This is a genomic window from Acidobacteriota bacterium, from assembly GCA_026393675.1.
Lineage (GTDB): Bacteria > Acidobacteriota > Vicinamibacteria > Vicinamibacterales > JAKQTR01 > JBAXOX01.
In genome coordinates this window covers 1-24,487 of the sequence record JAPKZQ010000014.1, presented here as the reverse complement: position 1 = coordinate 24,487, position 24,487 = coordinate 1, and the positions used below count along the sequence as shown (strand labels likewise).

General features: G+C 64.3%; 19 protein-coding genes. 11 read left to right on the top strand and 8 right to left on the bottom strand.

The window, feature by feature from the left end; all coding sequences use genetic code 11:
- Positions 1–218 precede the first annotated feature (218 nt).
- The 5 genes from NT151_04505 to NT151_04485 all read left to right on the top strand — a co-directional run bounded on the left by NT151_04505 (position 219) and on the right by NT151_04485 (position 6,891).
- Complete coding sequence (locus NT151_04505; GenBank protein ID MCX6538182.1) at positions 219–2,255, top strand: S9 family peptidase; 2,037 nt, start codon at positions 219–221, stop codon at positions 2,253–2,255.
- Between the two features lie 125 nt (positions 2,256–2,380).
- Entirely contained in the window at positions 2,381–3,037 is a 657-nt protein-coding gene (locus NT151_04500) for a peptidylprolyl isomerase (protein ID MCX6538181.1), read from the top strand.
- A 454-nt stretch (positions 3,038–3,491) separates the two neighbouring features.
- Entirely contained in the window at positions 3,492–3,884 is a 393-nt protein-coding gene (locus NT151_04495) for a BlaI/MecI/CopY family transcriptional regulator (GenBank protein MCX6538180.1), read from the top strand.
- Entirely contained in the window at positions 3,881–5,884 is a 2,004-nt protein-coding gene (locus NT151_04490; protein MCX6538179.1) for a TonB family protein, read from the top strand. The genes NT151_04495 and NT151_04490 overlap by 4 nt, the downstream gene beginning before the upstream one ends.
- 65 nt (positions 5,885–5,949) lie before the next feature.
- Positions 5,950–6,891 carry a hypothetical protein gene (locus NT151_04485; GenBank protein ID MCX6538178.1) on the top strand — a complete coding sequence of 314 codons (942 nt, stop codon included), beginning with the start codon at positions 5,950–5,952 and terminating at the stop codon, positions 6,889–6,891.
- Here NT151_04485 and NT151_04480 read toward each other — a convergent pair.
- The 3 genes from NT151_04480 to queF form a co-directional block, all read right to left on the bottom strand.
- Complete coding sequence (locus NT151_04480; GenBank protein MCX6538177.1) at positions 6,857–7,408, bottom strand: hemerythrin domain-containing protein; 552 nt, start codon at positions 7,406–7,408, stop codon at positions 6,857–6,859. The two genes, NT151_04485 and NT151_04480, sit on opposite strands and share 35 nt — an antisense overlap.
- A 354-nt stretch (positions 7,409–7,762) precedes the next feature.
- Complete coding sequence (locus tag NT151_04475) at positions 7,763–8,038, bottom strand: Smr/MutS family protein (protein ID MCX6538176.1); 276 nt, start codon at positions 8,036–8,038, stop codon at positions 7,763–7,765.
- The gene (gene queF / locus NT151_04470; protein ID MCX6538175.1) at positions 8,035–8,382 is read right to left on the bottom strand and encodes a preQ(1) synthase; all 348 of its coding nucleotides are present in this window, start codon (positions 8,380–8,382) and stop codon (positions 8,035–8,037) included. The genes NT151_04475 and queF overlap by 4 nt, the downstream gene beginning before the upstream one ends.
- Positions 8,383–8,567: 185 nt before the next feature.
- Between queF and NT151_04465 the strand changes: the two genes are divergently transcribed.
- The gene (locus tag NT151_04465) at positions 8,568–8,867 is read left to right on the top strand and encodes an HU family DNA-binding protein (GenBank protein ID MCX6538174.1); all 300 of its coding nucleotides are present in this window, start codon (positions 8,568–8,570) and stop codon (positions 8,865–8,867) included.
- Positions 8,868–8,972: 105 nt separating this feature from the next.
- Here NT151_04465 and NT151_04460 read toward each other — a convergent pair whose 3' ends face one another.
- The 4 genes from NT151_04460 to NT151_04445 all read right to left on the bottom strand — a co-directional run bounded on the left by NT151_04460 (position 8,973) and on the right by NT151_04445 (position 15,573).
- Positions 8,973–10,796, bottom strand: a complete 1,824-nt coding sequence (locus NT151_04460) for a sensor histidine kinase (protein MCX6538173.1) — start codon at positions 10,794–10,796, stop codon at positions 8,973–8,975.
- A complete protein-coding gene (locus NT151_04455) occupies positions 10,793–12,418 on the bottom strand; it encodes an ABC transporter substrate-binding protein (GenBank protein MCX6538172.1) in 1,626 nt (541 codons plus the stop codon). The genes NT151_04460 and NT151_04455 overlap by 4 nt, the downstream gene beginning before the upstream one ends.
- A gap of 49 nt (positions 12,419–12,467) precedes the next feature.
- The gene (locus NT151_04450) at positions 12,468–13,895 is read right to left on the bottom strand and encodes a radical SAM protein (protein ID MCX6538171.1); all 1,428 of its coding nucleotides are present in this window, start codon (positions 13,893–13,895) and stop codon (positions 12,468–12,470) included.
- Between the two features lie 289 nt (positions 13,896–14,184).
- The gene (locus NT151_04445) at positions 14,185–15,573 is read right to left on the bottom strand and encodes a sigma-54 dependent transcriptional regulator (GenBank protein MCX6538170.1); all 1,389 of its coding nucleotides are present in this window, start codon (positions 15,571–15,573) and stop codon (positions 14,185–14,187) included.
- Between the two features lie 415 nt (positions 15,574–15,988).
- On the opposite strand from NT151_04445, the gene lpdA reads away from it, so the two are divergent.
- The 5 genes from lpdA to NT151_04420 all read left to right on the top strand — a co-directional run bounded on the left by lpdA (position 15,989) and on the right by NT151_04420 (position 23,016).
- Positions 15,989–17,404, top strand: coding sequence for a dihydrolipoyl dehydrogenase (gene lpdA / locus NT151_04440; protein ID MCX6538169.1), 1,416 nt, complete (start codon positions 15,989–15,991; stop codon positions 17,402–17,404).
- A gap of 51 nt (positions 17,405–17,455) precedes the next feature.
- Positions 17,456–18,766 carry a dihydrolipoamide acetyltransferase family protein gene (locus NT151_04435; protein MCX6538168.1) on the top strand — a complete coding sequence of 437 codons (1,311 nt, stop codon included), beginning with the start codon at positions 17,456–17,458 and terminating at the stop codon, positions 18,764–18,766.
- A gap of 83 nt (positions 18,767–18,849) precedes the next feature.
- Positions 18,850–19,512 (top strand): lipoyl(octanoyl) transferase LipB, encoded by a 663-nt coding sequence (gene lipB, locus NT151_04430; protein ID MCX6538167.1) that lies wholly within the window; start codon positions 18,850–18,852, stop codon positions 19,510–19,512.
- Between the two features lie 161 nt (positions 19,513–19,673).
- Positions 19,674–20,324: a sigma-70 family RNA polymerase sigma factor gene (locus NT151_04425; GenBank protein ID MCX6538166.1), complete on the top strand. Its 651-nt coding sequence runs from the start codon at positions 19,674–19,676 to the stop codon at positions 20,322–20,324.
- Between the two features lie 115 nt (positions 20,325–20,439).
- A complete protein-coding gene (locus NT151_04420; protein ID MCX6538165.1) occupies positions 20,440–23,016 on the top strand; it encodes a protein kinase in 2,577 nt (858 codons plus the stop codon).
- A gap of 149 nt (positions 23,017–23,165) precedes the next feature.
- On the opposite strand, the gene NT151_04415 is transcribed toward NT151_04420, so the two are convergent.
- Positions 23,166–24,140, bottom strand: a complete 975-nt coding sequence (locus NT151_04415; protein MCX6538164.1) for a threonine/serine dehydratase — start codon at positions 24,138–24,140, stop codon at positions 23,166–23,168.
- Positions 24,141–24,487 lie beyond the last annotated feature (347 nt).

The window sequence follows — 24,487 nt, the reverse complement described above, 5'->3', positions numbered from 1 at the left end:
CGCGCGCCATCCGCGTTACAGAAATTGCAACGTCCCTGGCCATATGTGCCCGATCTGCGGGCATTCGCGGCGTGGCGTGGTTTGCCTACGCAATCCCCGTGCTATCCTCGGCCGGACGGGGCAGAACGCTCTCGCCAGGTGCCGGGTCTGACCGCCGTAGCCTTGGCGGAGGCTGTCAGACCCGGCACTCAGGTTCTCGATCGACGCAGGAGGCACTCATGAATCGCCGCGCGTTGTTTCTTCTCGTTCTCGCTGCCATCGTCCTGGCCTCAGTGCCAGTCGTGTGGGCGCAGGCCCCTCCACCATTCACGGTAGAGGAGATGCTGAAGTTGAAGCGTATCTCCGACCCGCAGCTCTCGCCTGATGGCACGCGGATCGCGTACGTCGCCATCGAGGTCAACCTGGATGGCAACAGCCGACGTACTCAGATCTCATTCGTGCCGCCCGTCTCGGCACAAGCGCTGACCATCCAGGGAAGCCGGCCTCGCTGGTCGCCGGACGGCAAGCAACTGGCCTACGACACGACCGATTCCAGAATCGTCATCTACACGCTCGGCACGGGCACTGTGCGTGCACTCGGCACGTTGTCGACCGGCGCATCCGGCGTGACGTGGTCGCCCGATGGCAAGTGGATCGCGTTTGTGTCGGACGTCTTTCCGGAATGCAACGGTAATGTCGTCGGCGAAGCCACGTGCAACGATTCGCTGTTGAAGAAGCAGCAGGCCGCCAAGACGAAGGCGCGCGTCGTCGACAACCTGCTGTTCCGCCACTGGACCAGTTGGAAAGATGGACGCTACAGCCACCTGCTTGTTATGCCAGCCGACGGTTCGGCGCCGCCGCGCGATCTGACGCCCGGTCGATCAGACGTGCCGCCCTTCTCGCTCGGCGGACCCGACGACTACGCCTTCTCGCCCGACTCCAGGGAGATCGCGTACGCGACCAAGACCGATCCCGTCGAGGCCGTCAGCACCAACAGCGATATCTTCACGCTTGATTTTCAGACGCCGGGCGCGCAACCGAAACAGATCACAACCGGCAAAGGTGCCGATTCCGGGCCGCAATACTCGCCAGACGGGAAGTACCTGTCGTGGCGATCGCAACAGCGAGCCGGATTCGAGGCCGACAAGTGGACGCTGACCCTCGTCGATCGCACGACCGGCGAGCGGAAGATTGTGGCCGGGGACTTCGATCGGCCGGTCGACGGCTGGGCCTGGACGCCCGACTCAAAGGCCGTCTACCTGACGGTTGAGAACGATGGCGGCGTGCAAGTCTATCGGGCCGAACTGACTGGCGGCGCGCCCAGGCTCATCCTCAAGGACGGCTCGAACGGCGACGTGCAGGTGTCGGCCGACGGAAAGACGCTGGTCTTCACACGTCAATCGCTGACCGCGCCGGCCGAGATCTACAGGGCCGCTGTCGATGGCACAGCCGTGACGGCGGTCACCGCAATCAATAAGGAGTTTCTCGCGAAGTTCAGCCTGAAGGCCGGAGAAGCCGTGACGTTCGAGGGCGCGGGCGGCGCGAAAGTGCAGGCCTGGATCGTCAAGCCGAACACCTTCAAGGAGGGACAGAAGTACCCGCTGCTCTATCTCGTGCACGGCGGCCCGCAGAGCGCATGGAACGACGGTTGGACCTACCGGTGGAATGCGCAGGTGTTCGCTTCGGCGGGCTACGTCGTCTTCATGCCGAATCCGCGCGGGTCGACGGGCTTCGGCCAGAAGTTCACCGACGAGATCAGCAACGACTGGGGCGGCAAGCCGTTCGACGACCTGATGAAGGGCGTCGACGCCGCCGAGAAGCTGCCCTACGTGGATGCCACGCGGAAGGTCGCGGCGGGCGCCTCCTACGGCGGCTACATGATGAACTGGTTTCTCGGCCACACCGATCGCTTCAAAGCGATCGTCTCACACGCCGGCGTGTTCAACCTGACGAGCATGTACGGCGTCACCGAGGAACTCTGGTTCCCCGAGTGGGACCTGGGAGGGATGCCGTGGACCAACCCGGAGAGTTACGCGAAGTGGTCGCCCCATACTTACGCGAAGAACTTCAAGACCCCGACGCTCGTCTCGCACGGCGAGCTTGATTTCCGCGTGCCCATCGGCGAAGGTCTTCAGTTGTTCACGACGCTGCAGCGCCAGGGCGTGCCGTCGCGTCTGCTGTACTTCCCCGACGAAGGGCACTGGATCAACAAGCCGCAGAACAGCGCCTTGTGGTATCACACGTTTCTGGACTGGATGGGACGCTGGACTAAATAGAGACGATTCCATAACCTGCGTGAGCGTCTCACCTCGAAGCCTTGGCTCGCCGTAGCCCAAAGCGCGAATCTTGGGGCGAAGGCGGCAAGAACGGGTTATGGAATTGGGTTCTGGAGGAGTCAATCATGAGAGTTCGACCGTTTGCCGTGTTCATGTCTGTGATGATGATGCTGGCCGTGGCTGCCGTGGCGTGTGCGCAGCCCGCAACGGGTGGCCTGAAGACGCCGGGCGCCCTCAAGGAAACAGCGCCAACGGTCTATAAGGCGAAGTTCGAGACCAGCGCCGGCTCATTTGTCGTCGAGGTGCACCGTGACTGGGCGCCGCTCGGCGCCGACCGGTTCTACAACCTCGTCAAGAACGGGTTCTACGACGACTGCCGCTTCTTCCGCGTGCTCTCGGGCTTTATGGCCCAGTTCGGGATCAACGGCAATCCGGCCGTGTCATCTGTCTGGCGCGGCGCGACGATCGGCGTCGATCCGGTCAAAGAGAGCAACAAGCGCGGCTATCTCACCTACGCGATGGGCGGATCTCCCGACACGCGGACGACGCAGGTGTTCATCAACTACCGCGACAACGCCGGCCTTGATTCGCAGGGATTCGCGCCCTTTGGCAAGATCACGTCTGGCATGGACGTCGTCGAGAAACTCTACGCCGAGTACGGCGAAGGCGCGCCGAGGGGCACAGGTCCCGATCAGGGCCGAATCCAGATGGAGGGCAATACGTACCTGACGAAAGAGTTCCCGAAGCAGGACTACATCAAGAAGGCGACGATCGAGCAGTAACCCCGCACCTCTCCGGGATTCGGGGCGGATCCGATTCCCGACTCCGCAATTCCGCTCGCTTGGTTTGTGTAGGGGCACGGCATGCCGTGCCCCTATGGCATTTCCCCAAGATCGCCACGCTCCCCGACTTCGCTCGTTGAGCTACATCAAGGGCTCGCCGTAGCGCTTCGGCGCGGAGGCGGACAGCCCGGCCTGTGGTTCTGATAGCGCGACACGCCCGGGATTGCCGGGCTCCCCGACTTCGCTCGTTGAGCTACGTCAAGGGCTCGCCGTAGCGCTTCGGCGCGGAGGCGGACAGCCCGGCCTGTGGTCCTGATAGCGCGACACGCCTGGGATCGCCGGGCTCCAGCCCGGCAAACGTCCGGACTTCCGTGGAATGTCGCGGTCCACGTGACGGTTGACACTGCCAGGACGTGGTGTTATATGTATAGCAGAAGTGTTACAAAAATAGCATATGACCACAGCCACACACCTCGTTCTGACACGCCGCGAACGCCAAATCATGGACATCCTGTACCGTCGCGGACGCGCCATCGCGGCCGACGTCATGAAGGACCTCTCGGGTGATCCCAACTACTCCACGGTGCGCACCCAATTGCGCGTGCTCGAGGAGAAAGGGCACGTCAGGCACGACGAAGAAGGCCTTCGGTACGTCTACATGCCGGCGGTGTCCCGCCACGCAGCCAGAAAGTCGGCGCTCAAGCACCTCGTGCACACCTTCTTCGAGGGCTCGTCGGAGCAGGTGGTTGCCGCAGTGTTGGGGGGCGAAGCCACGCGGCTGTCTGAGGACGACCTCGCGAGGATTGCCGAACTGGTCGCCAAGGCCAGGAAAGCAGACTCGCAATGATCAAGGTGTCCGCCGTTCTCCTCGTCGGGCTCCTGACCGCGGCCGCCCTGCGAAGGCAATCGGCTGCGCTCCGCCACTGTGTGCTCGCCTTGGCCATCGCGTGCGCATCGGCGATACCTGTCGTGCAACTGATCGCGCCAGCGTGGCAGATGCCGATGACGGCGTTTTTGACGACCCATCAGCGCGACGTCTCGGGCGCGGCCGGCCCGATGAACTCTGAATGGCTGATCGATGGCCCGGCAACAGAGAACCGTCTTGGTTCAACCAGCGGGCCGCGAACCGTCACCCTGCCGTCGCTACAGCGAATCTGGCTCGCGGGTGTCCTGGTCAGCCTTGCCTTGCTTCTCGTGGGATTCGGCCGGCTGGCATGGGTGACATGGCGGTCGCGTCAGGTCGTGGACGGCACCTGGTTCGACATCGTCACCGCCCTGTCGGACCGGCGGAAGCCAAGAACTCCCGTGCGCCTGCTCCAAACCGACCACCCCACTCTGCTGGTGACTTGGGGACTCGCGCACCCGAAGGTCATCCTGCCCAGAACCGCTCGCAAATGGCCCACGGATCGGGTTCTCGCCGTGCTCGGCCACGAATTGGCGCACGTTGAGCGTCGCGACTGGGCCGTGCAGATGGCCGCCGAGTTCCTCCGATGCATCTATTGGTTCAACCCGCTGATCTGGATCGCCTGCCGACGTCTTCGGCACGAGAGCGAGAAGGCCTGTGACGATGCGGTGTTGGGTATGGGAACCAACGCGGCTGAGTACGCGACGCACCTGTTGGACGTGGCGCGTGCCTTCAGGCACACCCATACGCGCCGTTCAGTGTTTCCCGCGCCTGCCATGGCGCGGCCGTCCCACCTCGAAAGGAGAGTACGCGTCATGCTGAATACAAGGTTGAACCACGCGCCCCTGACCCGGATGGCCGGCATCGCGGTCGCCGTCGGACTGCTCGGAGTGACGATCCCAATCGCGGGCGTCGTCGCGGCTTCGAATGATCCTGGCTCCGCGCTATCGCCGTCGAACGTCGCGGCCACCACCCGATCCATATCCGGCGATCAATTGCTGCCAGCCGATCAACCGGCCATGGCGACTTATCGGCTGACGCCGGTCGCGAGCATGCAGACGCAACTGCGTGGCAGCGACGACTCCCATGCACCAGCGACGGTGGCTTATCAGCTGAAGCCAGTAGCGAGCGTGCAGACACAACTGCGTGTTAGCGATGTCTCCCTGGCCGTCGTTCCCAAGACACTGCCAATCGCCGGGCAGACACCGCCGGCGGGCTGCTCCGGGACATTGATGGATGCGACGGGACGCGCGATGTCCGGCGTAACGATCGCGCTGGTCAACAGTGCCACGGCGCAGAGAGTTGACGTGCGGACCGACGAAGGAGGCCAGTTTTCGATCACCGGCCTGCCAGCAGGCGAGTATCAGGTGGAAGTGAAGAAGCCAGGCTTCCTCACGAAACAGGGGCGAATCGTCCTCGCAGCCGGACAGCAAGTGACGCAAGACGTGGTTGCGCAGATCGGGTCGCTCTCCGAGACGGTCGTCGTCCAGGGCGGCGGTGCTGGTACGCCAGCCTCGACGCGAGCCGCGATGCCGCCTGTCCGTCTTCAACTTCGCAAGCCGGCCGCGTCCGACGCCGACCCCTGCAGTCAGTCCACGACCGGCGGGTGCGTCACGCCGCCAACCAAGCTGGTCGACATGAAGCCGGTGTTTCCATCGGCGCACGCGACCGACGGCGCTTCCGGCACAGTGGTGGTGGAGGCCCGCCTGGGCACCGACGGATTCCTGAAAGACATGCGGGCAAACGACGGGGCCGACCCGGCATTCGCTGCATCAGCGTTCGAGGCGGTCCGGCAATGGCAGTTCTCGCCGGTGCGGTTGAACGGCATCCCGCAGGAGTGCCGGATCGAGGTGACGGTCAAGTTCGTCGCCGGAGCCCAGCAAGAGCGTGTTCTGGGTGCATTGACGAACACAATGGTTCGACCGGGCGACACAACTGCCTGAAGCCGCTGTCAGAAACGAATCACGTCGCCATCAGGTTTATCTTGTCCCCCGACTGAAGGAGGCTCATGAAATCAATCGCCGTGGTCATCGCCCTGGCCCTCAGCGCTGCGCTTCCCCTCGCCTGGTCCGGGCCATCAGACTTGTTCGGTTCGCCATCAACGGGATCCTGCCGACAGTCTCCCATCACGCCGACCGAGGAGATGCAGGTTGTCGCGGGGATAGAAGCCACGAAGCCTGTTCATGACGTTCTCGAAAAGGTTCGTGCTGCGTTGGGTGGACAGAAGACGCTATTGGAGGTGAAGTCCCTACTCATTGAGGGATCTCGGGGAGATGCCTCATTCACATACCGCATCCTCCTGCCGGATCGCTTCCAGTGGAACAACAATGGCCCGACGTTTACGATCGACGGACCGTCCGGTTATGTGCAGAGACCCGACGCGAGCGACGCGACGAAGGCGATGTCGCGGAAGAACGCAACGAAGACGTTTGTCACGATTTCTCTGACGACGCTCATTCGTGTGCCGTCCGCGCTGAAAGTACGTGCCACGCTTCGGAAGCCAGACAAGACCGGAAGCATGCCCGTCGTGTTCACCACCGAAGGCGGGTTCGCAATCCTGCTGGAAGTCGATTCGTCCAGCTTTCTGCCCAAGGCATACAGCTACGTCGACAATCTCACTGAGGGGGACTGCGCCGAACCGCCGATCGAAAGTACCGCGTCAAGGCGCGTGGTCTACGATGAGTATCGGCAGGTTGCGGGAATCCGCTTCCCAACGCGAATGACCGATACGATCACGACTGCAGACGGCCGCGCTATTAGGGCGTCCCTGCAGTTCACGTCGATTCGTGTCAACGAAGGCATCAGTCAAGCTGACTTCGAAAAACAAGGTGAGGGAACCGCCCCCCGAACCCTGACTCCAGCTCGCCACGCCGAAGCCGGTGTCGGCATGGGCCGGCGAAGGCGGGAACCCCTATCTATCGCGAGTATGCGGCTTCGAGCCCCTCGATAACCTTGTGGAAGCGCTCGTGCTCGCCAGGGCCTGTCACCCTGGCTTCGTGCTCGTCGTAGGCCTGCAGCATCTCGGCATCCTTGTGGGACCCAATCACGTTGTCGGCCATCCGGAACAGGATGTTGTTCTCTTTGTAGATGTGATTGGTGAGCAGGTTGGCGTAGGCGCGTGCCGCGCGCGCGAACTGCGCCGGGGCATCCGGAGCGGTGCCGAAGGCGGAAACCGCCGCCGACATGGCCTTGACCGCCGCGCGGCCCTCGTCATGCTCGGCGAGCATCACGGCAATTGGGCCGCCGTCGCGGGGCATGCCAGCTGCTTCCATCGCCGGAAACAATACCCCTTCTTCCTTGGCATGATGACACCCGTCGGCGAACTTCCGGATGAACTCGATGATGGCCTCGGCATGATCGGCCGGGACCGGTTGACCGGACTCGGCATTTTCGGCCATGCGATCGAGCACGGCCACGCCGCGCATGATGAGCTCGTGTTCGTGCATCAGGACTTCGGTGGCTTTCATACACTCCATTGAACCACCGGCGTCGAGGCGATGGTATGACGCGGATCATCTCGGGATTCGGGATTGGGTTCTCAGCTTCGTGCCTGCGGGACGACGGTTCCTCCGCGTCCCCGCTCACTCAAGCCGGCAAAACGCGCCTTACCGGGTCTCGTCGCCGACCTCACGGTCGCGCTAATCGCGCAGCCGGTCCTGGCCCTAACGGCGCTTTTTGCAGACTGGCGCCCTTCGACTTCGCTCAGGACTTCGCTGTCGGCTTGGTTCGAGGGGCCGCTGCGGAAGCCGTCCCCCCGGGGCACGAGCGCTCAGGCCGCGTGTTTCCCGAATCCCGAATCCCGACCCCCTAATCCCGACTCCCTACGCTCGCTCAACCAATCTCGCGAGCGTAGCCCCCAGGTGAGAGGCCGTATCGTCCCAGAACGCCTCGACCAGCGGGTGCGTGTCGAGCGTGGCCTGCACAATCCCGCGCAACACGCCCTTGCCGCGCCCATGCACGACGCGGATCTCCAGCACACCGGCCTCGTGGGCGGCGCGCACGTAGTCGTCGACCAGCGATCGGGCATCCTCCGGTTTGAACGCGTGCAAGTCGAGCGTACCGTCAATTGGGAGAATGAACGGGTCGTCTTCGGTCACGGCTTGACGAACGTCGCGGACACCGACGTCTTGATGCCGCCCCGTGCGGTGAAGTCGCCCACCACGGTCATCCGGCGCGGCTGGCAGACCGCCACCAGGTCGTCGAGAATCTGGTTGGTGGCCGCCTCGTAGAAGATGCCCCGGTTTCGATAGTCGAGCAGGTAGTACTTCAATGCCTTCAACTCGATGCAGCGTTGGTCGGGCACGTAGGTAATCCGGATTTCCCCGAAATCGGGCAGTCCGGTCATCGGGCAGACCGACGTGAACTCCGGCGCGCTGATCGCAATTTCGTAGTCGCGGCCCGGCCGGGGATTCGGGAATGTATCGATAGTGACACTTGACATCGGAGCGGATTTTATCACTTGGAGGCCGAAATCAGGGCCACATCTGCGATTTGAGCGATTGACACTGGCCGATCGTGCGCGTTAGCATGCAACGACATTCGAGACGACTCCTGAGGTCGCTGGCAGCGCGCACGGCAGACCATCCAGCAGGACAATGCGCGCACGCTTTGACGAGGAGAGAAGCAATGGCTGAGGCCCGTAGGATGGGCAAGTCGGAACTGTTTGCGCACTTTGCCGAGCGCTTCGAAGTGAAGCGGGTAATGGCGCGCGAGTTCTTCGAAGAGCTGACCATGCTCTCGGAGAAGGAACTGAAGCGCTCGGGCGAGTTCGTGCTCCCCGACATGGTGAAGTTGGTGATCCAGAAGCGCAAGGCCCGCCTGGGGCGCAACCCGGCGACGGGTGAGCCCATCAAGATCCCGGCCAAGACCGTGGTCAAGGCGCGCATTGCCAAGAAGCTGAAGGACGCCGTTCTTCCGCGCAAGTAACAAGGAACGCATGGCCGTCAGGCCTGCGTTTCGCAATTGATCGTCGTGTGGCTGCGGTCTGGTCTGGTGCCAGACCGTGCCACGCGACCGATCATCCGGCCAATCCTATCCTGCCGCCTCCGGCGGTGAGATTCGCCCGAACTCCAGCACGAACGTCGTTCCCCGCCCGACCTCGCTCGACGCGCTGACCGTTCCTCCCAACTGCTCGACGATCTTCTTGACGATGGCCAGGCCGAGACCGAGGCCTTGACGCTTGGTGGTCGCGAAATCCTCGAACATGGTGACGATCCGCTCAGGCGGGATGCCACATCCGGTGTCGGCCACGCGTATCTGGACCTTTCCGTCGAGGGCAGCCGTTGTCATCACGATGCTGCCCTGTGGCGGGGTGGCTTCGATCGCATTCAACACCAGATTCCGGCAGACGCGGCCGAGCGCGAACATGTCGCCCAGGATGTACAGGCGCGTGCTGCCCAGTTCCACACTGAGCGCTACGCCCGCCGTGTCGGCGTTGGCGCGCATCGACTCACCGATGTCGGCCACCAGGGTGTTGACGTCGAGCGGGAAGTGCTCGAGCGGCATCGGCCGCGCGATGTTGCGGAGATCCTCGAACACGCGCTTGATCGTGCCGAACTCGCGATCGACGGTCCGGCGGAACATCTCCCGGTACTCCGGGTCGTCGTGCATCTTGAGCATCAGCCGACAGTTGTTCTGGACGTTCTTGAACGGGTGCGACAGGTCATGCACCAAACCGGCAGCCACGCGTCCGAACATCGCATGGCGCTCCTGCTTGCGGACGTTGTCCTGCAGTTCCACGAGGCGATCGGCCATCCCGTTGAACGCGGCACCCAGACTCCCGAGTTCCGACTTCGACTCGATCGCGACCCGCTCGTCGAGTCGTCCCTCGGCGATGGCCTGCGTGCCCTTGATGAGGGCGGTGATCGGCGTGATGAGCGATCGGCCCCACACCGAGCCGACCAGAATCATGATCACCAGCGCCAGGCTGATGGCGGCCACCAGCGTGTCTCGATAGCGTTCGGCCACCGCGTTCGCCTCCCGCGTCGGCTGCGAGACGACGACCGTCCAGCCGAGATCGGGAATGCCGACGCCGACCGCGAGCAGGCGCCCGCCGGTGGGTCGTTCGTCTTCCCGCACGACCGCCTGATCCCGGCCAGCCGTGCGTAATTGATCGACGATCGCGTTGGTGGTTGGATCGCTGCCGCGTGGCCCGCCGCCCTGTGTCCGTGCGAGAGCGTCGGTGGCGACCCTCGACCGCTCCTCGGGATTGCCATGCGCGAGCAATTCGCCGCCGGGACCGAGGACCAGCGCGTAGCCCCATGTGCCGATGCGGATGCGGCCGACCATCCGCCAGAGTTCTTCTATGCTGAACTCGCCGACAAGCCATCCGGCCTGTTGCTGACCGCGGCCTAACGGCGCGGCCACAAGCGTGGTCGGCAACATGTCGCCGTCGACGAATACGGGCGACATCCGGACGCCATCCACGATCGTCCCGCCGGCCGCCGCACCCAGCCTGGATCGAACCGATGTGAGTTCCTTGAACTCCGGGGCCTTCAGGACATCTGGCGGACCCAGGCGGCTGGTCGCCATGGCGCTTCCGGAGCCGTCGACCACCGTGAGTTCGCGGAACTCCGGAAAACGCAGGACGTAGTTCTTCAGGATGCGATCGGTCTGCTCGGGAGTGAGGTTCGTGTTCTCCAGGTCTGCGGCCAGCGCCTGGAGAATCTGGAGGTTCGTGGAGATGTAGCGCCGCACCTGTTCGGCGACCTGGCGCGCGACGTTGAGGTTGCCCGCTTCCACGGTGAGCCGCGTGCCTTTGCTGAGCGAATAAAGCGACACCGCGCCGTACGTGAGCAGCGGCACCACGGCCGCCGTCGCCAGCATGACGGCAAATCTGACGCGCAGCGTCCTCATGGCAGCACGCCCCCGGGATTCCGCATTCGCCACCGGCTCAGGCTGTGAAGCGCATCCCGGCCCGCCGCGCCGTCCGGTAGTGCGAACCGGCGGCTGACGGCCTGAACCGTGTCGCCCCATGCCAGCACGATTGCCGGCGGGTTCTCACGAAGCGCGAGACTCAACGCCCTCATCGCGGTGCGTGTGCCATTATCGTCTGGCGCATCGCGCATCTGCTCGAGCGCCGCGTCGACGGCTGCATCCTGATAGCCCCAGAAGTTCCAGCGCTTCGAAACCCCCGGCGAATGCCAGAACCAGTAGTGAATCGTCCGGTATGGCCCACCGACCAGGTTGGTCAGCACCGCGTCGAAATCGCCGATCGCGATGCGCCGGTTGTAGACATCTGCGGGCAGCGCCTCAATCCGCATCTCGACGTTGACCAACCGCAGTTGGCGTTGAACCAGCAACGCCAGGCGTTCATAGATCGCGAAGTTCGCCGGCAACAGGCATGTAAACTCGAGCGCCGGCGCTCCGGCTTTCAACCCGCTGGTCCGAATGCCACTGCCGCGGCGGGCGGTTTCAAGCAGGCCGGCCGCTTTGGCCGGGTCGTACCGCCATGTCGGCACGCTGCTATCGCGCGCCCAGAACGAAGGCCAGACGGCATCGTCGCCGGCCAGGCCCTGGCCCTTGAGCGCCTGCTGCAGCAGTTCCGCGCGGTTGACGCCGATGTTCAGCGCCCGTCGCACCGTGGGATCGCGGAAGATTGGCCGCGCCGAGTTCATGATGATCGTGTAGGCGTAGTAGCTGAGATACGAACGCACCTGGACGCTCGACTGGTCACGCAGGAACTCGGCCGTGTCCGGCCCGACCTCCCACAGGAAATCGACATGGCCGCGCATCATTTCGGCCCATGCGGTTCTCAGCGTGTCATACGCCTTGACGACAACCCGGCTGATCGCAGGCTTGCCGAGATAGTAGTACGGGTTCGCCCCCAGCACGATCTCGTCCCTGGTCGACGAGGTGATCGCAAACGGGCCCGTCCCGACATCCGGGCGGTTCTCGACGGCCGGCCGGGTGATGGTCATGTCCAGATCGTCGAGCAGGAACGCGCATCGGCGGTTCAGCCGAATCACGACCTCGCGATCGCCAGCGACCGAGATGTCCCTGATATCGGGCACGCACACCCTGAGTGTCTGACCGGCTGGAACACCGCGCGCCTCATCGATCTGGCGCTTGACGTCGGCGGCCACGAGCGGCGTACCGTCCTGATACCGCAGTTGCGACTTGAGTACGAGACGCCAGGTCAGGCCGTTGTCGACTTCCGACCAGCTCTCGACGAGTCGCGGAGACGTTCTGCCGCTGGCATCGTTGCCGGTGAGTCGTTCGAGTGCGAGCCAGTTGGCGAGGGAGCGAACGCCGTGCAAGGGATCGAGCTGGCGGCTTTGCGGAATGCCGATGACGATGGTGGCCGGCCCCGCAGCCGGCGGGGGCGGCGTGGCGGATACGCACGCGAGGGCAGACAGTGCCCAGACGATGCCCGAGGCGATGCAAATCGCGCGGGCGTAGCAACTGCCTGCCCCCTCCCAGGGTGTGCGTGGTCGCCGCGCTACTTGCTGTCCTCTGGTGGGACGCTGATCATCCAAGGGCAGAAATCGATCGGGGGCTTTTCGCCGCGCTTCACAACAGTGATCCTCATTGTACCCCTCCAGCCAAAGCGCTGACGGCATCTTCCGCCAGCGAAACCAACGCCGATTCAAACGCACGCTTGTGACACGACGGCGCTTCCATGTCACCAAGTTCCGCGTGGGAGGCGACCGCGCAACCGCCTCCGCACACCGGAATGAACGAGCAGTCGCCGCACTGGCGCCAGGGCGCGAGCCGCTCAAAACGTGAGGCCACCTCGGACTGCACGCCGTCGGTTCCGGCGCTGATGTGGCCAACCGCCAACGCGTTGTCGCCGGTAAAGCCGGGGCACGCGTAGAGTGATCCGTCCGGTCCGATCGTGTGAGAGTGCCGCCGGTACAGCTCGCACGGGCCCATGTGCACGCCGTCGGCGGTGGGGAAGCCGCGCCGCTTGGTCTCTTCGCGCAGCATCGCCATCTGCTCGTCGGCGAAGTGGCAGCTGTCGCACGCCGAAACCCCGGCGCTGCCGCTGCCCGCAACGCTCATACATGAGCCGTTGAGCGGCTGGCGATCTGGTCCCACGGCCGTCAGCGGAATCAACCCTGTCGGCGTCTGCGCGGACTTTGGCGCAATCACCGGCTTGAACGCGACCTTCGAGATGCGGCCGGCGAACTCCTGGTCCTTGAGGAAGTCGAGCAGCGCGGGATAGCGCTCAGCCGTGGCGGCGTCGAAGTTGCCGCCAATCGCGATCGGCGTCTTGTCGGCCACGCGCCGGATGTTGGCGATGATGCGATCGAAGGTGCCGTGGCCCCCGCGTGTCGGTCGCACCCGATCGTGGGTGGCGCGGTCGCCGTCGAGTGTCACCTTGACGCCGTTCAGCCTGAACGGCAGCATCCGGTCGACGATCTCGGGAGACAGAAGCAGGCCGTTGGTGATGATGTTGACCAGTTGCTGCACGCCTCTCGCCTGAGTCGCCTGCCAGCAGCGCTCGGCGAGGTCGAACATCGCGGCGGTGTTCAGCAGCGGTTCGCCGCCGAAGAAGGTGAGCACCAGCCGGCGGGGACCGACCGCATCTAGCTGGCTGGCGATCCACGCCGCAACCTGGGCCGAGGTCTCGATCGACATCGTCGGGGCCGGACGTCCGGCATCCACGCGGTCGCCCTGGTAGCAGTATTCACAGGCGAAGTTGCACTGCAGCGTGGTCAGAATCGTGATGCGCAACTGCGAGGTGTCTTCGCGGAACTCTCTGAAGCGCAACGCCAGGGCCGCCTGCTCGGAGGCGTGATCCTGGACGAGGAATCCGTGTTCGGTAAACGTCGCGAGCGCATCGCGCACGTCCTCGCCAGAGTTCGCCGCATTCGCGTCGGCGTCGCTCGGCTGTTCGACCAGTCGCGCCGCGTCGCTCGAGACGACCAACTGCGCGTCGGTCAAGGTGTTCATCAGGAACACGTCGCCCGTCGGCAGGGGCACTCGAACGTTGAACGCGGAGGGCTGCATGTTCAATCAATCTCCACCCGTATTATAAATGCAACCGTTGGGCCAACAACCGGCCGATCAGCACCCCTGCGCATCGGTCTGCAACGGCGGGCAGCAGGATCCGGCGATTCCCTACAATTAGGCGTGTTTATCGAAGGTCGCGGCATCATGCCGGGGAGCGGCTGTGCCGTTGTGTGCAGATGACGGATTTGTCAGCCGCAACCGGCGCTCCGGGCGGTTGCAGAAATTGCGATACCAGAACCGTCAGGACGATTACAATTTTTGCAACCTGAGGATGCGGTCCAGGCGGCTAGATGCTGCGCAGTTTCCTGGCAATCTGGCGGATGTCGAGGCGGTCCATCTTGTGTTTGAGCGTGCTCAGCGGCACGCCGAGGGTCCTGGCCGTGGCGGTCACGTTCCAGCCGGACTGCTCCAGCGCCCGGAGGACGAAATTGCGCTCGAAGGTCTCACAGGCCTTGTCGAGCAGCGCCTCGGTGGCGGTCTCCGGCTTCACGAGCGACTCCAGGTGGTACTCGTAGGGCAGATTCTCGCTCTCGATCACATCCTGATCACAGACCGCGACCAGCCGCTCGACGAGGTTCTCGAGTTCGCGGATGTTGCCAGGCCATCGATACGCCTGCAGCACCGCCAGCGCCGAGTCGCTGATCCCGCGGATCGATTTCCTGAATTTCGCGTTGTAGCGCGAGAGGAAGAAGAGCGCCAGCTCCGGGATATCCTCGATGCGCTCCCGCAGAGGCGGGACCTTCAACGGAATGACGTTGATCCGGTAGTAGAGATCCTCGCGGAACCGGCCTTCCCGTACAGCCTTCTCGAGATCGACGTTGGTCGCGGCGATGATTCGCAGATCCACCTTGATCGATCTGGTGCCGCCGACGCGTTCGATTTCGGATTCCTGGATGGCACGCAGCAGCTTCGCCTGCACGTCGGGCTTCAGTTCGCCAATTTCGTCGAGAAACAACGTTCCGCCAGAGGCGATTTCGAATTTGCCCAGTTGCTGCCTGACCGCCCCGGTAAATGACCCCTTCTCGTGGCCGAAGAGCGCCGACTCGACCAGCTCGCCCGGAATCGCAGCGAGGTTCACCGGCAGGAACGGCGCGTCGGACCGGTCGGATTCGCGATGAATCATCCGCGCGATCAGTTCCTTGCCGGTGCCGCTCTCGCCGAGGATCAGGACCGTGGCAGACAGCCCCGCCACCTTGCGCACCAGTTCCGCAATCTCGCGCATCTTGACGCTCGGGCCCTGGACGAACTGGCGCTCGCGCTCGTCGGCCACCTGCGCGGAGAGCGTCATCACCTTGCGGCTCAGATCGAGCCGCTCACACGCGTTCCGCACGAGAGACAGGACGGCGTCGTACTCGAAATCCTTGGTGATGTAGTGGTACGCGCCCAGCTTCATCGCCTGGACGGCGGTCTCGATTTCATTGATGGCCGAGATCATGATGACTTCGACCAGCCGCTGCGTCTCCTTTACCTGCCGCAGCACATCCAGCCCGTTGATGCCTGGCATCCTGACGTCCAGCAGGATCACGTCGACGGTTTCGCGATTAAGGACGCCCAGCCCGTGCTCGCCGGTCGATGCCCGCAGCACGCGGTAGTCGCGGTGCAGGATCGCCGTCAGTGTGTCGCGCATCCCTTCGTCATCGTCGACGATGAGGACCGTTTTCATGCTGGACGCCACGCGTAACTCCCTCCATCTCCAGGGCCAGAGCGGGACGGAACCGACCATTCCGACCGCGCCATTATCGCACCGTCGTCGTGACCCGGCGCACAGTTCGTCAAGAAGAGCCGGGCTGTGCGTGAATGCCACACATAAATGCGCGCCGCCGCACTCAGTGTGCTAGATCGCGCGGTAGGGGTCCCGTCTTCGTCCAACGCGGGCCCGGGAGTGCTGGGTGCCAGCGCCCCCCTCCCCATGTCCGGGAAACCCGTCTTGCGTGTCGCCACAATCATCACCGTGGCTTGCTTGACAGTGCCGCAAGCCTCCCAGTAACGTGAACTTCTGAAGCCTCCGGAAACAGATTTGATGAAGCCTCGCCCGCGCCCGACGCCGTGTCGTTCGTGCCGCTCGCGATCTACCTGAGGAGTAGCCATCCGTGGCCAACCAGTACGACGTCATCATCATCGGTGCCGGCACCGGCGGATACCCGACCGCGATCCGTGCCGCGCAGCTCGGCCTCAAGGCCGCCGTCATCGAGCGGCAGAAGACGCTCGGCGGCACCTGCCTGAACTGGGGCTGTATCCCCACGAAAGCGCTCCTCGAGCATGCCCATGCGCTCAAGATCGCGCAGGGCGCAAAGGAATGGGGACTGGTGCTCGGCCCCGAGCCGCCCCGCATCGACATGAACCAGGTGCAGACGCGGAAGGACAAGATCGTGACGGTCCTGACGCGCGGCATCGAGTACCTCTTCAAGAAGAACGGGATCGACTGGATCAAGGGCAGCGGGCGGCTGGCGGGCTCCGGCAAAGTCGAGGTAACCGGCGGCGAGACCCAGGTGCTCACTGCGCGCCAGATCGTCGTGGCCACCGGGTCGAGCGCACGGAGCGTGCCGGGCATCGAGCTCGACCGGAAGCGCATCATCACGAGCGACGAGGCCATCTTCATGCGCGAGGTGCCGAAGTCCATCGTCGTGATGGGCAGCGGACCGATTGGCGTCGAGTTCGCGACTGTCTTCAAGCGGTTCGGCAGCGACGTCACCATCGTCGAACTGCTGCCGCACCTGGTGCCGCTCGAAGACGAGACCATTTCGGTCGAACTGGAGAAGGCGTTCAAGAAGCAGGGCATCACGTTTCATACGTCGACCACCGTCACCGCCGCCCGGGCGAAGGCCGATGGCGTGGATCTCGACATGAAGATGCCGGATGGCTCGACGCAGAAACTGTCGGCCGAGTATCTGCTGGTGGCGACCGGACGCGGTCCCGTCACCGCCGGGCTTGGCGCCGAGGAAGCCGGCGTGAAGCTCGAAAAGGGCTACGTGTGGGTCGACGAGCAGTTCCGCACGAGCGTCGCCGACGTGTCGGCCATCGGTGATGTGATCACGTTTGGCACGCCCGGACATCTGCAACTCGCCCACCTGTCGACGGCCGAGGGCATCGCGCTGGCCGAGCGGCTGGCAGGCCAGCCGTTTCACGCGATCAACTACGACCAGGTGCCCAAGTGCACGTATTGCGATCCCGAGATCAGCAGCGTCGGCCTCACCGAAAAGCAGGCGGTTGAACGAGGCTATGATGTGCGGGTCGGGACGTTCCCGTTTGGCGCGCTGGGGCGAGCCCGGATCGCCAACGAGACCGATGGCCTCGTCAAGATCGTGGCCGACAAGAAGTACGACGAAGTGCTCGGCGTGCACATCATTGGACCGCGGGCAACGGAGTTGGTGGCCGAAGCCACGCTGGCGCTCCGGCTCGAGAGCACGGTCGAGGAACTGATTCGCACGATTCACGCGCACCCGACGATGTCCGAGGCGGTCGGCGAGGCCGCGCACGCGACGCACGGGGCGGCGATTCATGCGTGATGGGGTTTCACTGGCTTCTTCTTCCGAGCTGCTGTCCATGCGAGGTCCCTCATGTCCGACGTCGTAATGCCCCAGATGGGCGAGTCGATCGCCGAAGGCACCATCGTCAGGTGGATCAAGAAGGTCGGCGATAGGGTCGATCGCGACGAGCCGTTGTTCGAGATTTCAACCGACAAGGTCGATGCCGAAATCCCATCGCCGTCGGCGGGCGTGCTGCTGGAAGTGCGGGCGAAGGAAGGCGAGACCGTCCCGGTGAATGCGGTCGTTGCGGTGATTGGCGAGGTGGGGGCGGTTGTCGCAACCGCCCCGGTCAAGGCGACGCAAGTTCCGCCGCCGTCGCCCGCCCCGGCTCCGGTACCCGCTGCTGCACCCGGGCCCGCTGCGACGGTGGCGCCCGCGGTCGTTGCGGCCGAGCCGGCCGCGTCGACTGGTGCCGGGCTGTCTGGCGACGAGTTGCGGCGCATAAAGTCGTCTCCGCTCGTGCGCAAGATCGCCGGCGAGCACAACGTTGACATCACGACGATTCCCGGCACCGGACTTGGCGGCCGCGTCACCAAGCAGGACATCCTCGCGCACATCAGTAAGGCGCCTGGCGACGCGACCGGCGTCGCACCGGCCGCCGCGCCACGCGCGGCGCCGGCCACGCCTCACTTGCCGGCATTCAAGCCAGGCGACAACGTCCAGGTTGTCCCGATGTCGGTGATGCGCAAGAAGATCGCCGAGCACATGGTGTACAGCAAGCGGACCTCAGCGCACGTGCACTCGGTGTTCGAGGTCGACTACACGCGCATCGTGAAGATCCGGGAGGCGAAGAAAGCCGAGTACGAGCGGCAGGGCGTCAAGCTCACCTTCATGTCGTTTCTGATGAAGGCGGCGGTCGACGCGCTCAAGGCCGTACCCGTCGTCAACAGTTCGGTTGACGGTGACACGATCGTCTACAAGAAAGAGATCAACCTCGGCATTGCCGTCGCGCTTGATCGGGGTCTGATCGTGCCGGTCATCAAACGGGCCGGGGAAATAAACGTGCTGGACCTGAGCCGCGCCATCCAGGACCTCGCGTCCCGCGCGCGAGCAAAACAACTCAAGCCCGAAGAGGTGCAGGGCGGGACGTTCACCATCACCAACCCCGGTGTGTTTGGCGCGCAGTTCGGGATGCCCATCATCAGCCAGCCGCAGGTGGCCATCATGGGCGTGGGCCACATCGAGAAACGCGTCGCCGTCGTCGACGACATGATTGCCATCCGGACCAAAGGGTACCTGTCGCTTGGGTACGACCACCGCATCATCGACGGCGCGGTGGCGGATGAGTACATGTCTTACGTGAAGAAGGCGCTCGAGAGTTTCGATTCGAGCGCGGTGTGAAAACCAGGGACTAGGGGTTAGGGATTAGGGGTTAGCTACCAGACTGCTCCAATCCCCAATCCCCAATCCCCAATCCCTGACCCATGTCTTCCGTCCGTCCGCTCACCATCAGACGCCTGGGACTCGTTTCCTACGCCGAAGGCCTCGAGCTTCAGCGGGCGCTGGTCGCCAGGCGAATCGCTGACGAGATCGGTGACGAACTGCTCCTGCTGCAGCATCCGCACGTTCTGACGCTGGGCGTGAAAGCAGGGGAGAGCCGGCAGCACGTGTTGGCCACGCCTGAGAGACTTGCCGAACTGGGCGTCGAACTCCATGAGACGGGTCGCGGCGGCGATGTGACCTACCACGGCCCGGGTCAGATCGTCGGCTACCCGATTCTGAGCCTCAAGCCGGACCGGTGCGACGTGCATCGCTACGTGCGAGATCTCGAAGAGGTGATGATTCGGGTGACAGCCGACTACGGATTCGAGGCCAGGCGAATCCAGGGGCTGACTGGAGCGTGGGTGGGAGCGGAGAAGATCGGGGCGATCGGCGTCCGCATCCAGCGCTGGGTGACCAGCCACGGATTTGCTTTCAACGTGAATACCGATCTCGACTTCTTCAAACTGATTGTCCCGTGCGGAATCTCTGACCGTGGTGTGACCTCGCTGCGGCGCCTCACCGGGCGCGACCTCCCGATTGGTGAGGCGGAAGATCATTTGATCGCGGCATTCTGCGACGTCTTTCAGCGCACGCCGACAAATTGAGTGTCCAATAAACAGTGTGTATTCAGCGTGTTACAGGCCCTCTTAAAATACGATTGAATTGGTCGGAATAAGGGGCGATAATGGGGTGGGCGTAATCAGGAACCTAGGACCAGGATGGCGAATCTATTGCTGACCAGGTCCTCACTTCGAGGAAGAGAACCATGACCGCCGTCCCTGCTCAGAACGTGAAGGATGCCCAGTTGGTCACGCGCATGCGTGCGCGCGACGAATCGGCAGTGGCCGAACTCGACGCGATCTACCGGTCGCGGATCCAGCATTTGGCCATGCGTTACGTCAAGACGCCGGAGGATGCTGAAGAGATCGCGCAGGACGTGCTGATGAAGGTCTACAGCCGCATCGACGCGTTTCGCGGAGATGCCGCCTTGTCGTCGTGGATCTACCGCATCACGTTCAACACCGCGATGTCGAGGCTCAGGTCCAGGCGAAGTGCGTCCTATTTCGAAGTATCCGAACACGATCTGATGGCCGATGTCGAAGAGAACGGCGGCCAGATTCGTCGTGAAACCCCGGATTGGTCGCACATGGCCGATGAGGCCCTGCTGCGCGGCCAGGTGCGCCGACAGCTGGCGCGCGCGTTGCCCGAACTGCCCAGCATCTATCGCGTGCCGGTCATTCTGCGCGACATCCAGGGGCTCTCGACCGAAGAGGCGAGCGCGAGGCTCGGCATCAAGGAACAGACCCTCAAGTCGCGGCTGCACCGTGGCCGCGCGTTTCTCCGGGCGCGCCTGGCGGAATTCCAGGGCGGGCTCGAGATGCACCGGGCGAACCGGTCGGCCATGTTCGCGGCATAGTGCGGCGTCTTTTTCCCCTTCCCGGAATTAATCAATCAGGCCGGATCGGCCGATACACGTCCGAAGAAGCGCGCGGGTGCGCACTTTTTGGAACTTGCAATCTCGTGGACCATCCATGAGCCAGGCAATCGGCCATTACGACATCCTCGGCGTTGTCGGCACCGGCGGGCTGGGAACCGTCTACCGCGCGCGCGACACGCGCATCGGCCGCACGGTGGCGGTCCGCGTGCTGGGCGATGTCACGCCCGACCCGCTGCACCGCACGCGCTTCATTGACAGCATCCGGCCGTATACCACGCTTTCCCATTCCAACATCGCCACGCTGTTCGATGTCGGCGAACATGAAGGCCATGTCTACCTGGTGTACGAGTTCGTGTCGGGCGAGAAGCTGTCGGCCCTGGGATCCGGCCACGCGCTCAACATCCGGCGCGCGCTCGACCTGGCCCTGCAGTTGGCCGACGCGCTCGCCGAGGCGCATGCCTGCCAACTCATCCACGGCGCACTGACGCCCACTGCCGTCTTTGTCACACCGAAGGGCCACGCGAAGGTTCTGGATTTTGGCCTGACGGCATGGGAACGGGACAGTGGCGACACCCGCCAGACATCGGCGCGCCTGGCCGAACGGGGCAGCGCGCTGGGAATTGGTGCGGTCGGCTACATGTCGCCCGAGCAGGTCCTGGGTCAGGCGATCGACGATCGGACGGACATCTTCGCGCTCGGCGCGATCATCCACGAGATGCTCACGGGACGTGAGCCGTTTGGCGGATCAAACGCCAGCGACATCGGTCTCAATGTCGTGCAGTCGACACCGACAACTCCGAGCATGATCAACCCAGCCGTACCGATCGCGCTTGACGCCATCGTCGCCAGGGCGCTGGCGAAGAACCCTGCTGATCGGTACCAGAGCGTGGCGGCGATGGCCGCGGAGTTGCGCGCTGCATCCGACACCGTGCGCGCCCACGATGCCTCGATCGATCGGCCCGTGCCCGCCCGACAAGCGGGCGCACGATGGGTCCGAACGGGACTGTTGAGTCTGCTGCTGGTTGCCGCCTCGGCGCTGGCCGCCTGGCACTGGCAGGATGTTCTGCGGCAGACCTGGCACCGCAACATCGGTCCACGGCCGACCCCGCTCGTCGTCGTGCTGCCCTTCACCATTGGCGGCGGAGAAGCCACGCGGCCGTACTTCGGGCCTGGACTGGCGGAAGACCTGGTGATGCGACTCGGTCAGATGACCGGCGTGACGACCCTCGGGCGATTGTCGATCCGGGCATTTGCCGGCCGCTCGCCCCAGTCAGTGGCCCAGGACGTTCAGGCCAGCGTGGCGCTGGCGGGCATGGTCACGCCAGCCGATCCGGACTGGAAGAAGCTGAACGTGAGACTCAGCCTCGTGGATCGGGCCGATGGCCAGACGATCTGGAATCGGGACTACACCGCGCAGGCCGCCGACATCATTGCCCTTGAAACGCGTATAGCCCGGGACGTTTCGGAACGTTTAGGCATTCCCTTCAAACAGTCTGCCGCCACCAGCCGCGCCGCCCTCCGGATCGTGGATCCGGCGGCCTTCGACGCCTACCTGCAGGCGCGTGACGCAATGGCAGCCCAGGATGCCAGCCGCGCCGTGCAGTTGTTCGAAAGCGCGATCGCCGCCGATTCCTCTATGCTCGAAGCGCAGACCGGACTGGTGGAGGCGCTGTCGATTGGCGCCGCCTTCGAGGGTCGCCTCGCTTTCGCGGACGTGTCGAGACGGATGCGCGAGGCTGCGGAGCAAGCCGCGACAGCCGACCCGGATGCCGCGCCCGTTCAGCTCGCGCTCGGTCTGTCATCACCAACGCTGCGCGAAGCGCTGATCAGGTTGCGTGGCGCGATCGAGATCGACCGATCGTACGTCGCCGCGTACTGGGCGATCGCGGAGCTCCTGAGAGATGTCGATCCGGCCAAATCGATGAGGTTCACCAGGCGCGTCATCGAGCTGGATCCCGTGTCGCCGCTGGCGCGCTATCAACTTGCCACCGGCTATATCGCGCTCGGCGAGTTCGACCAGGCGATGGTCGAAACCGCGCGGGGTCAGGCGCTGGCGCCGTCACTGCCGTGGTGGGACACCCTGCGGGCCCGCGTGCGGATTGTGCGCCCGCTCGGCGGCGATGCAACAGCGCCGCGCTCGGAAAGGCGTGACGCCGATCTGCCTCCGGCCGCGCTGATGCTCGCGTCCTCGCTGATGCTCGATCGCCGCACGGCCGATGCGGCGACCGCCCTCACTGGTATTACACGGTTGTATCCGGCCGCCTGCGACGCGTGGGCGATGTTGGCCGGGATCCACATGGTCGGCGCGGATCGCGCCGAAGGCCTCAGGCTCGAACAGCAGATCGTGACGCAGGCCGACAAGGCTGATGATCAGGCGCCATGGGCACGCTGCGCCGCCATGACTGCGGCGGCCGTTGGCGATGCAGTACGGGCAGCGACATGGATCGCGCGTGCCGCAGCCTCTGATCGAGTGCTGCGGATGTGGGGAGCCACAAACGGCGTGATGAGCCCACGCGCGGCAATTCAGCAGCGACTCTTCCCATGGCGGAACGTCACCGCCAATCCCGGTGTCATCTCATCAGTGGCGGCACTCGAGGCCAGCTACGCCCGTGCCAGGGGTGAGGCGACCAGGATTCTCGAAGGACTCCTCGAACAATCACCTGCCCGGTAGGGGCTGTAGACGGTAGTCAGGAGTCAGGAGTCGGGGTGCGGGATTCGGGGTTCGGGGTTCGGAAGTGGGCCGGGTCTTTAGAACTGGAGGCCGGGTCTTCCGCCTTCGCGTGAAGCTTCGGCGGACCGCCGTAACCTTGGTGGAGGCGGTCAGACCCGGCGATCAGTAAGCAGCGCACCCAGCCGCGCCGAATCGATATTGGATCCCGACAGCACAACCGCGATATGCCGGCCCTTGACGTGAAGGCCTTCGGCGAGCGCAGCCACCGCGGCCGCCCCGGCTCCCTCCGCCACGAGATGTTCGTGCGTCATCAACCCGCGTACCGCATCCTCGATTGCCCGTTCCGACGCGACGACGACCCGGTCGACGTGGCGCTGGACCAGATCGAACGTGATCGTGTCGGGATCCATGTTTCCCGCGAGCCCGTCGGCAATGGTCGGCCTCACGGTCACTTTGGTGATGCGTCCAGCGGCGAGCGAGGTGGAGAAGGCCGGCGAGGCCTCTGCTTCGACCCCGACAACCTGAACGTGCGATGACACAGCCTTGATGGCGAGCGCGATGCCGCTCACCAGTCCGCCGCCGCCGACCGGGACCAGGATCGTATCGACCTCCGGCCAGTCCTCGAGAATTTCCAGCGCGATCGTGGCCGCGCCAGCAATCACGTCCGGGTGGCTGTAGGGCGAAATGTAGGTGACGCGCGAGGCTTCGGCGAAACGCTTTGCCAGCAGTTCAGCCTCTTCGTAACTCGACGCTTCGGCACGCAAATCGGCGCCATGCCGCGTGATGGGATCCAGCTTGGCGCGCGGTGCGTCTTTCGGCGTGAAGACAACCAGCCGCAAGCCCAGGCGCTCGCACGCATACGCCATCGCCCGGCCGTGATTGCCGGCCGACGCCGTCACGAGCAGTCGTGATCGCTCGACGTCGCCGGCCTCCCGTTCGAGTCGTGCCGCGGCGACGTTGACCGCGCCACGGGCCTTGAACGAGTTGGTCACCTGGAGCGACTCGAGTTTCAGCCTGACAGTCGCCCCCGCCTGCGACGAGAGCCACGGCGAGTGGACCAGCGGCGTGCGCCTGATGTGCGGCGCGATGCGCTGCCGCGCCGCGAAGACGTGCGTCAACCTCATGCGCCAGTATTGTACCCGGGGCGCGAACAAATCGCGCCCTGCGATAGGTTGACGGGGAGACGGTTTCCGAAGCGGCCCCTCGAACCAAGCCGACTGCGAAGTCCTGAGCGAAGTCGAAGGGCGTCAGTCTGCAAAACGCACCGTGAGGGCCGGGACAGGCGTGGGGTAGGGCCCACACGCGCGTTCGGCGACACGTCCCGGAAGGTGCATTTTGGTGCGCCGTGAAGCGGCGTGTTCCTCGTGGGATGAAAGGAGCCCACCCCTATGAACCGCTGAGCAGTAGGGTAGCGCGGTCCCCTGCGTGAGGTCGTGAGACCTCCAGCAGAAGCGGGACCTGTATGCCGGGC

Bases quoted from the DNA above. Each gene is read 5' to 3' on its own strand.
- lipB (MCX6538167.1), top strand. From the start codon at position 18,850: ATGTCTTCCGTCCGTCCGCTCACCATCAGACGCCTGGGACTCGTTTCC.
- NT151_04450 (MCX6538171.1), bottom strand. From the start codon at position 13,895: ATGCAGCCCTCCGCGTTCAACGTTCGAGTGCCCCTGCCGACGGGCGAC.
- NT151_04500 (MCX6538181.1), top strand. From the start codon at position 2,381: ATGAGAGTTCGACCGTTTGCCGTGTTCATGTCTGTGATGATGATGCTG.
- NT151_04485 (MCX6538178.1), top strand. From the start codon at position 5,950: ATGAAATCAATCGCCGTGGTCATCGCCCTGGCCCTCAGCGCTGCGCTT.
- NT151_04415 (MCX6538164.1), bottom strand. From the start codon at position 24,140: ATGAGGTTGACGCACGTCTTCGCGGCGCGGCAGCGCATCGCGCCGCAC.
- NT151_04420 (MCX6538165.1), top strand. From the start codon at position 20,440: ATGAGCCAGGCAATCGGCCATTACGACATCCTCGGCGTTGTCGGCACC.
- NT151_04425 (MCX6538166.1), top strand. From the start codon at position 19,674: ATGACCGCCGTCCCTGCTCAGAACGTGAAGGATGCCCAGTTGGTCACG.
- NT151_04435 (MCX6538168.1), top strand. From the start codon at position 17,456: ATGTCCGACGTCGTAATGCCCCAGATGGGCGAGTCGATCGCCGAAGGC.
- NT151_04505 (MCX6538182.1), top strand. From the start codon at position 219: ATGAATCGCCGCGCGTTGTTTCTTCTCGTTCTCGCTGCCATCGTCCTG.
- NT151_04495 (MCX6538180.1), top strand. From the start codon at position 3,492: ATGACCACAGCCACACACCTCGTTCTGACACGCCGCGAACGCCAAATC.
- NT151_04490 (MCX6538179.1), top strand. From the start codon at position 3,881: ATGATCAAGGTGTCCGCCGTTCTCCTCGTCGGGCTCCTGACCGCGGCC.
- NT151_04465 (MCX6538174.1), top strand. From the start codon at position 8,568: ATGGCTGAGGCCCGTAGGATGGGCAAGTCGGAACTGTTTGCGCACTTT.
- queF (MCX6538175.1), bottom strand. From the start codon at position 8,382: ATGTCAAGTGTCACTATCGATACATTCCCGAATCCCCGGCCGGGCCGC.
- NT151_04480 (MCX6538177.1), bottom strand. From the start codon at position 7,408: ATGAAAGCCACCGAAGTCCTGATGCACGAACACGAGCTCATCATGCGC.
- NT151_04460 (MCX6538173.1), bottom strand. From the start codon at position 10,796: ATGAGGACGCTGCGCGTCAGATTTGCCGTCATGCTGGCGACGGCGGCC.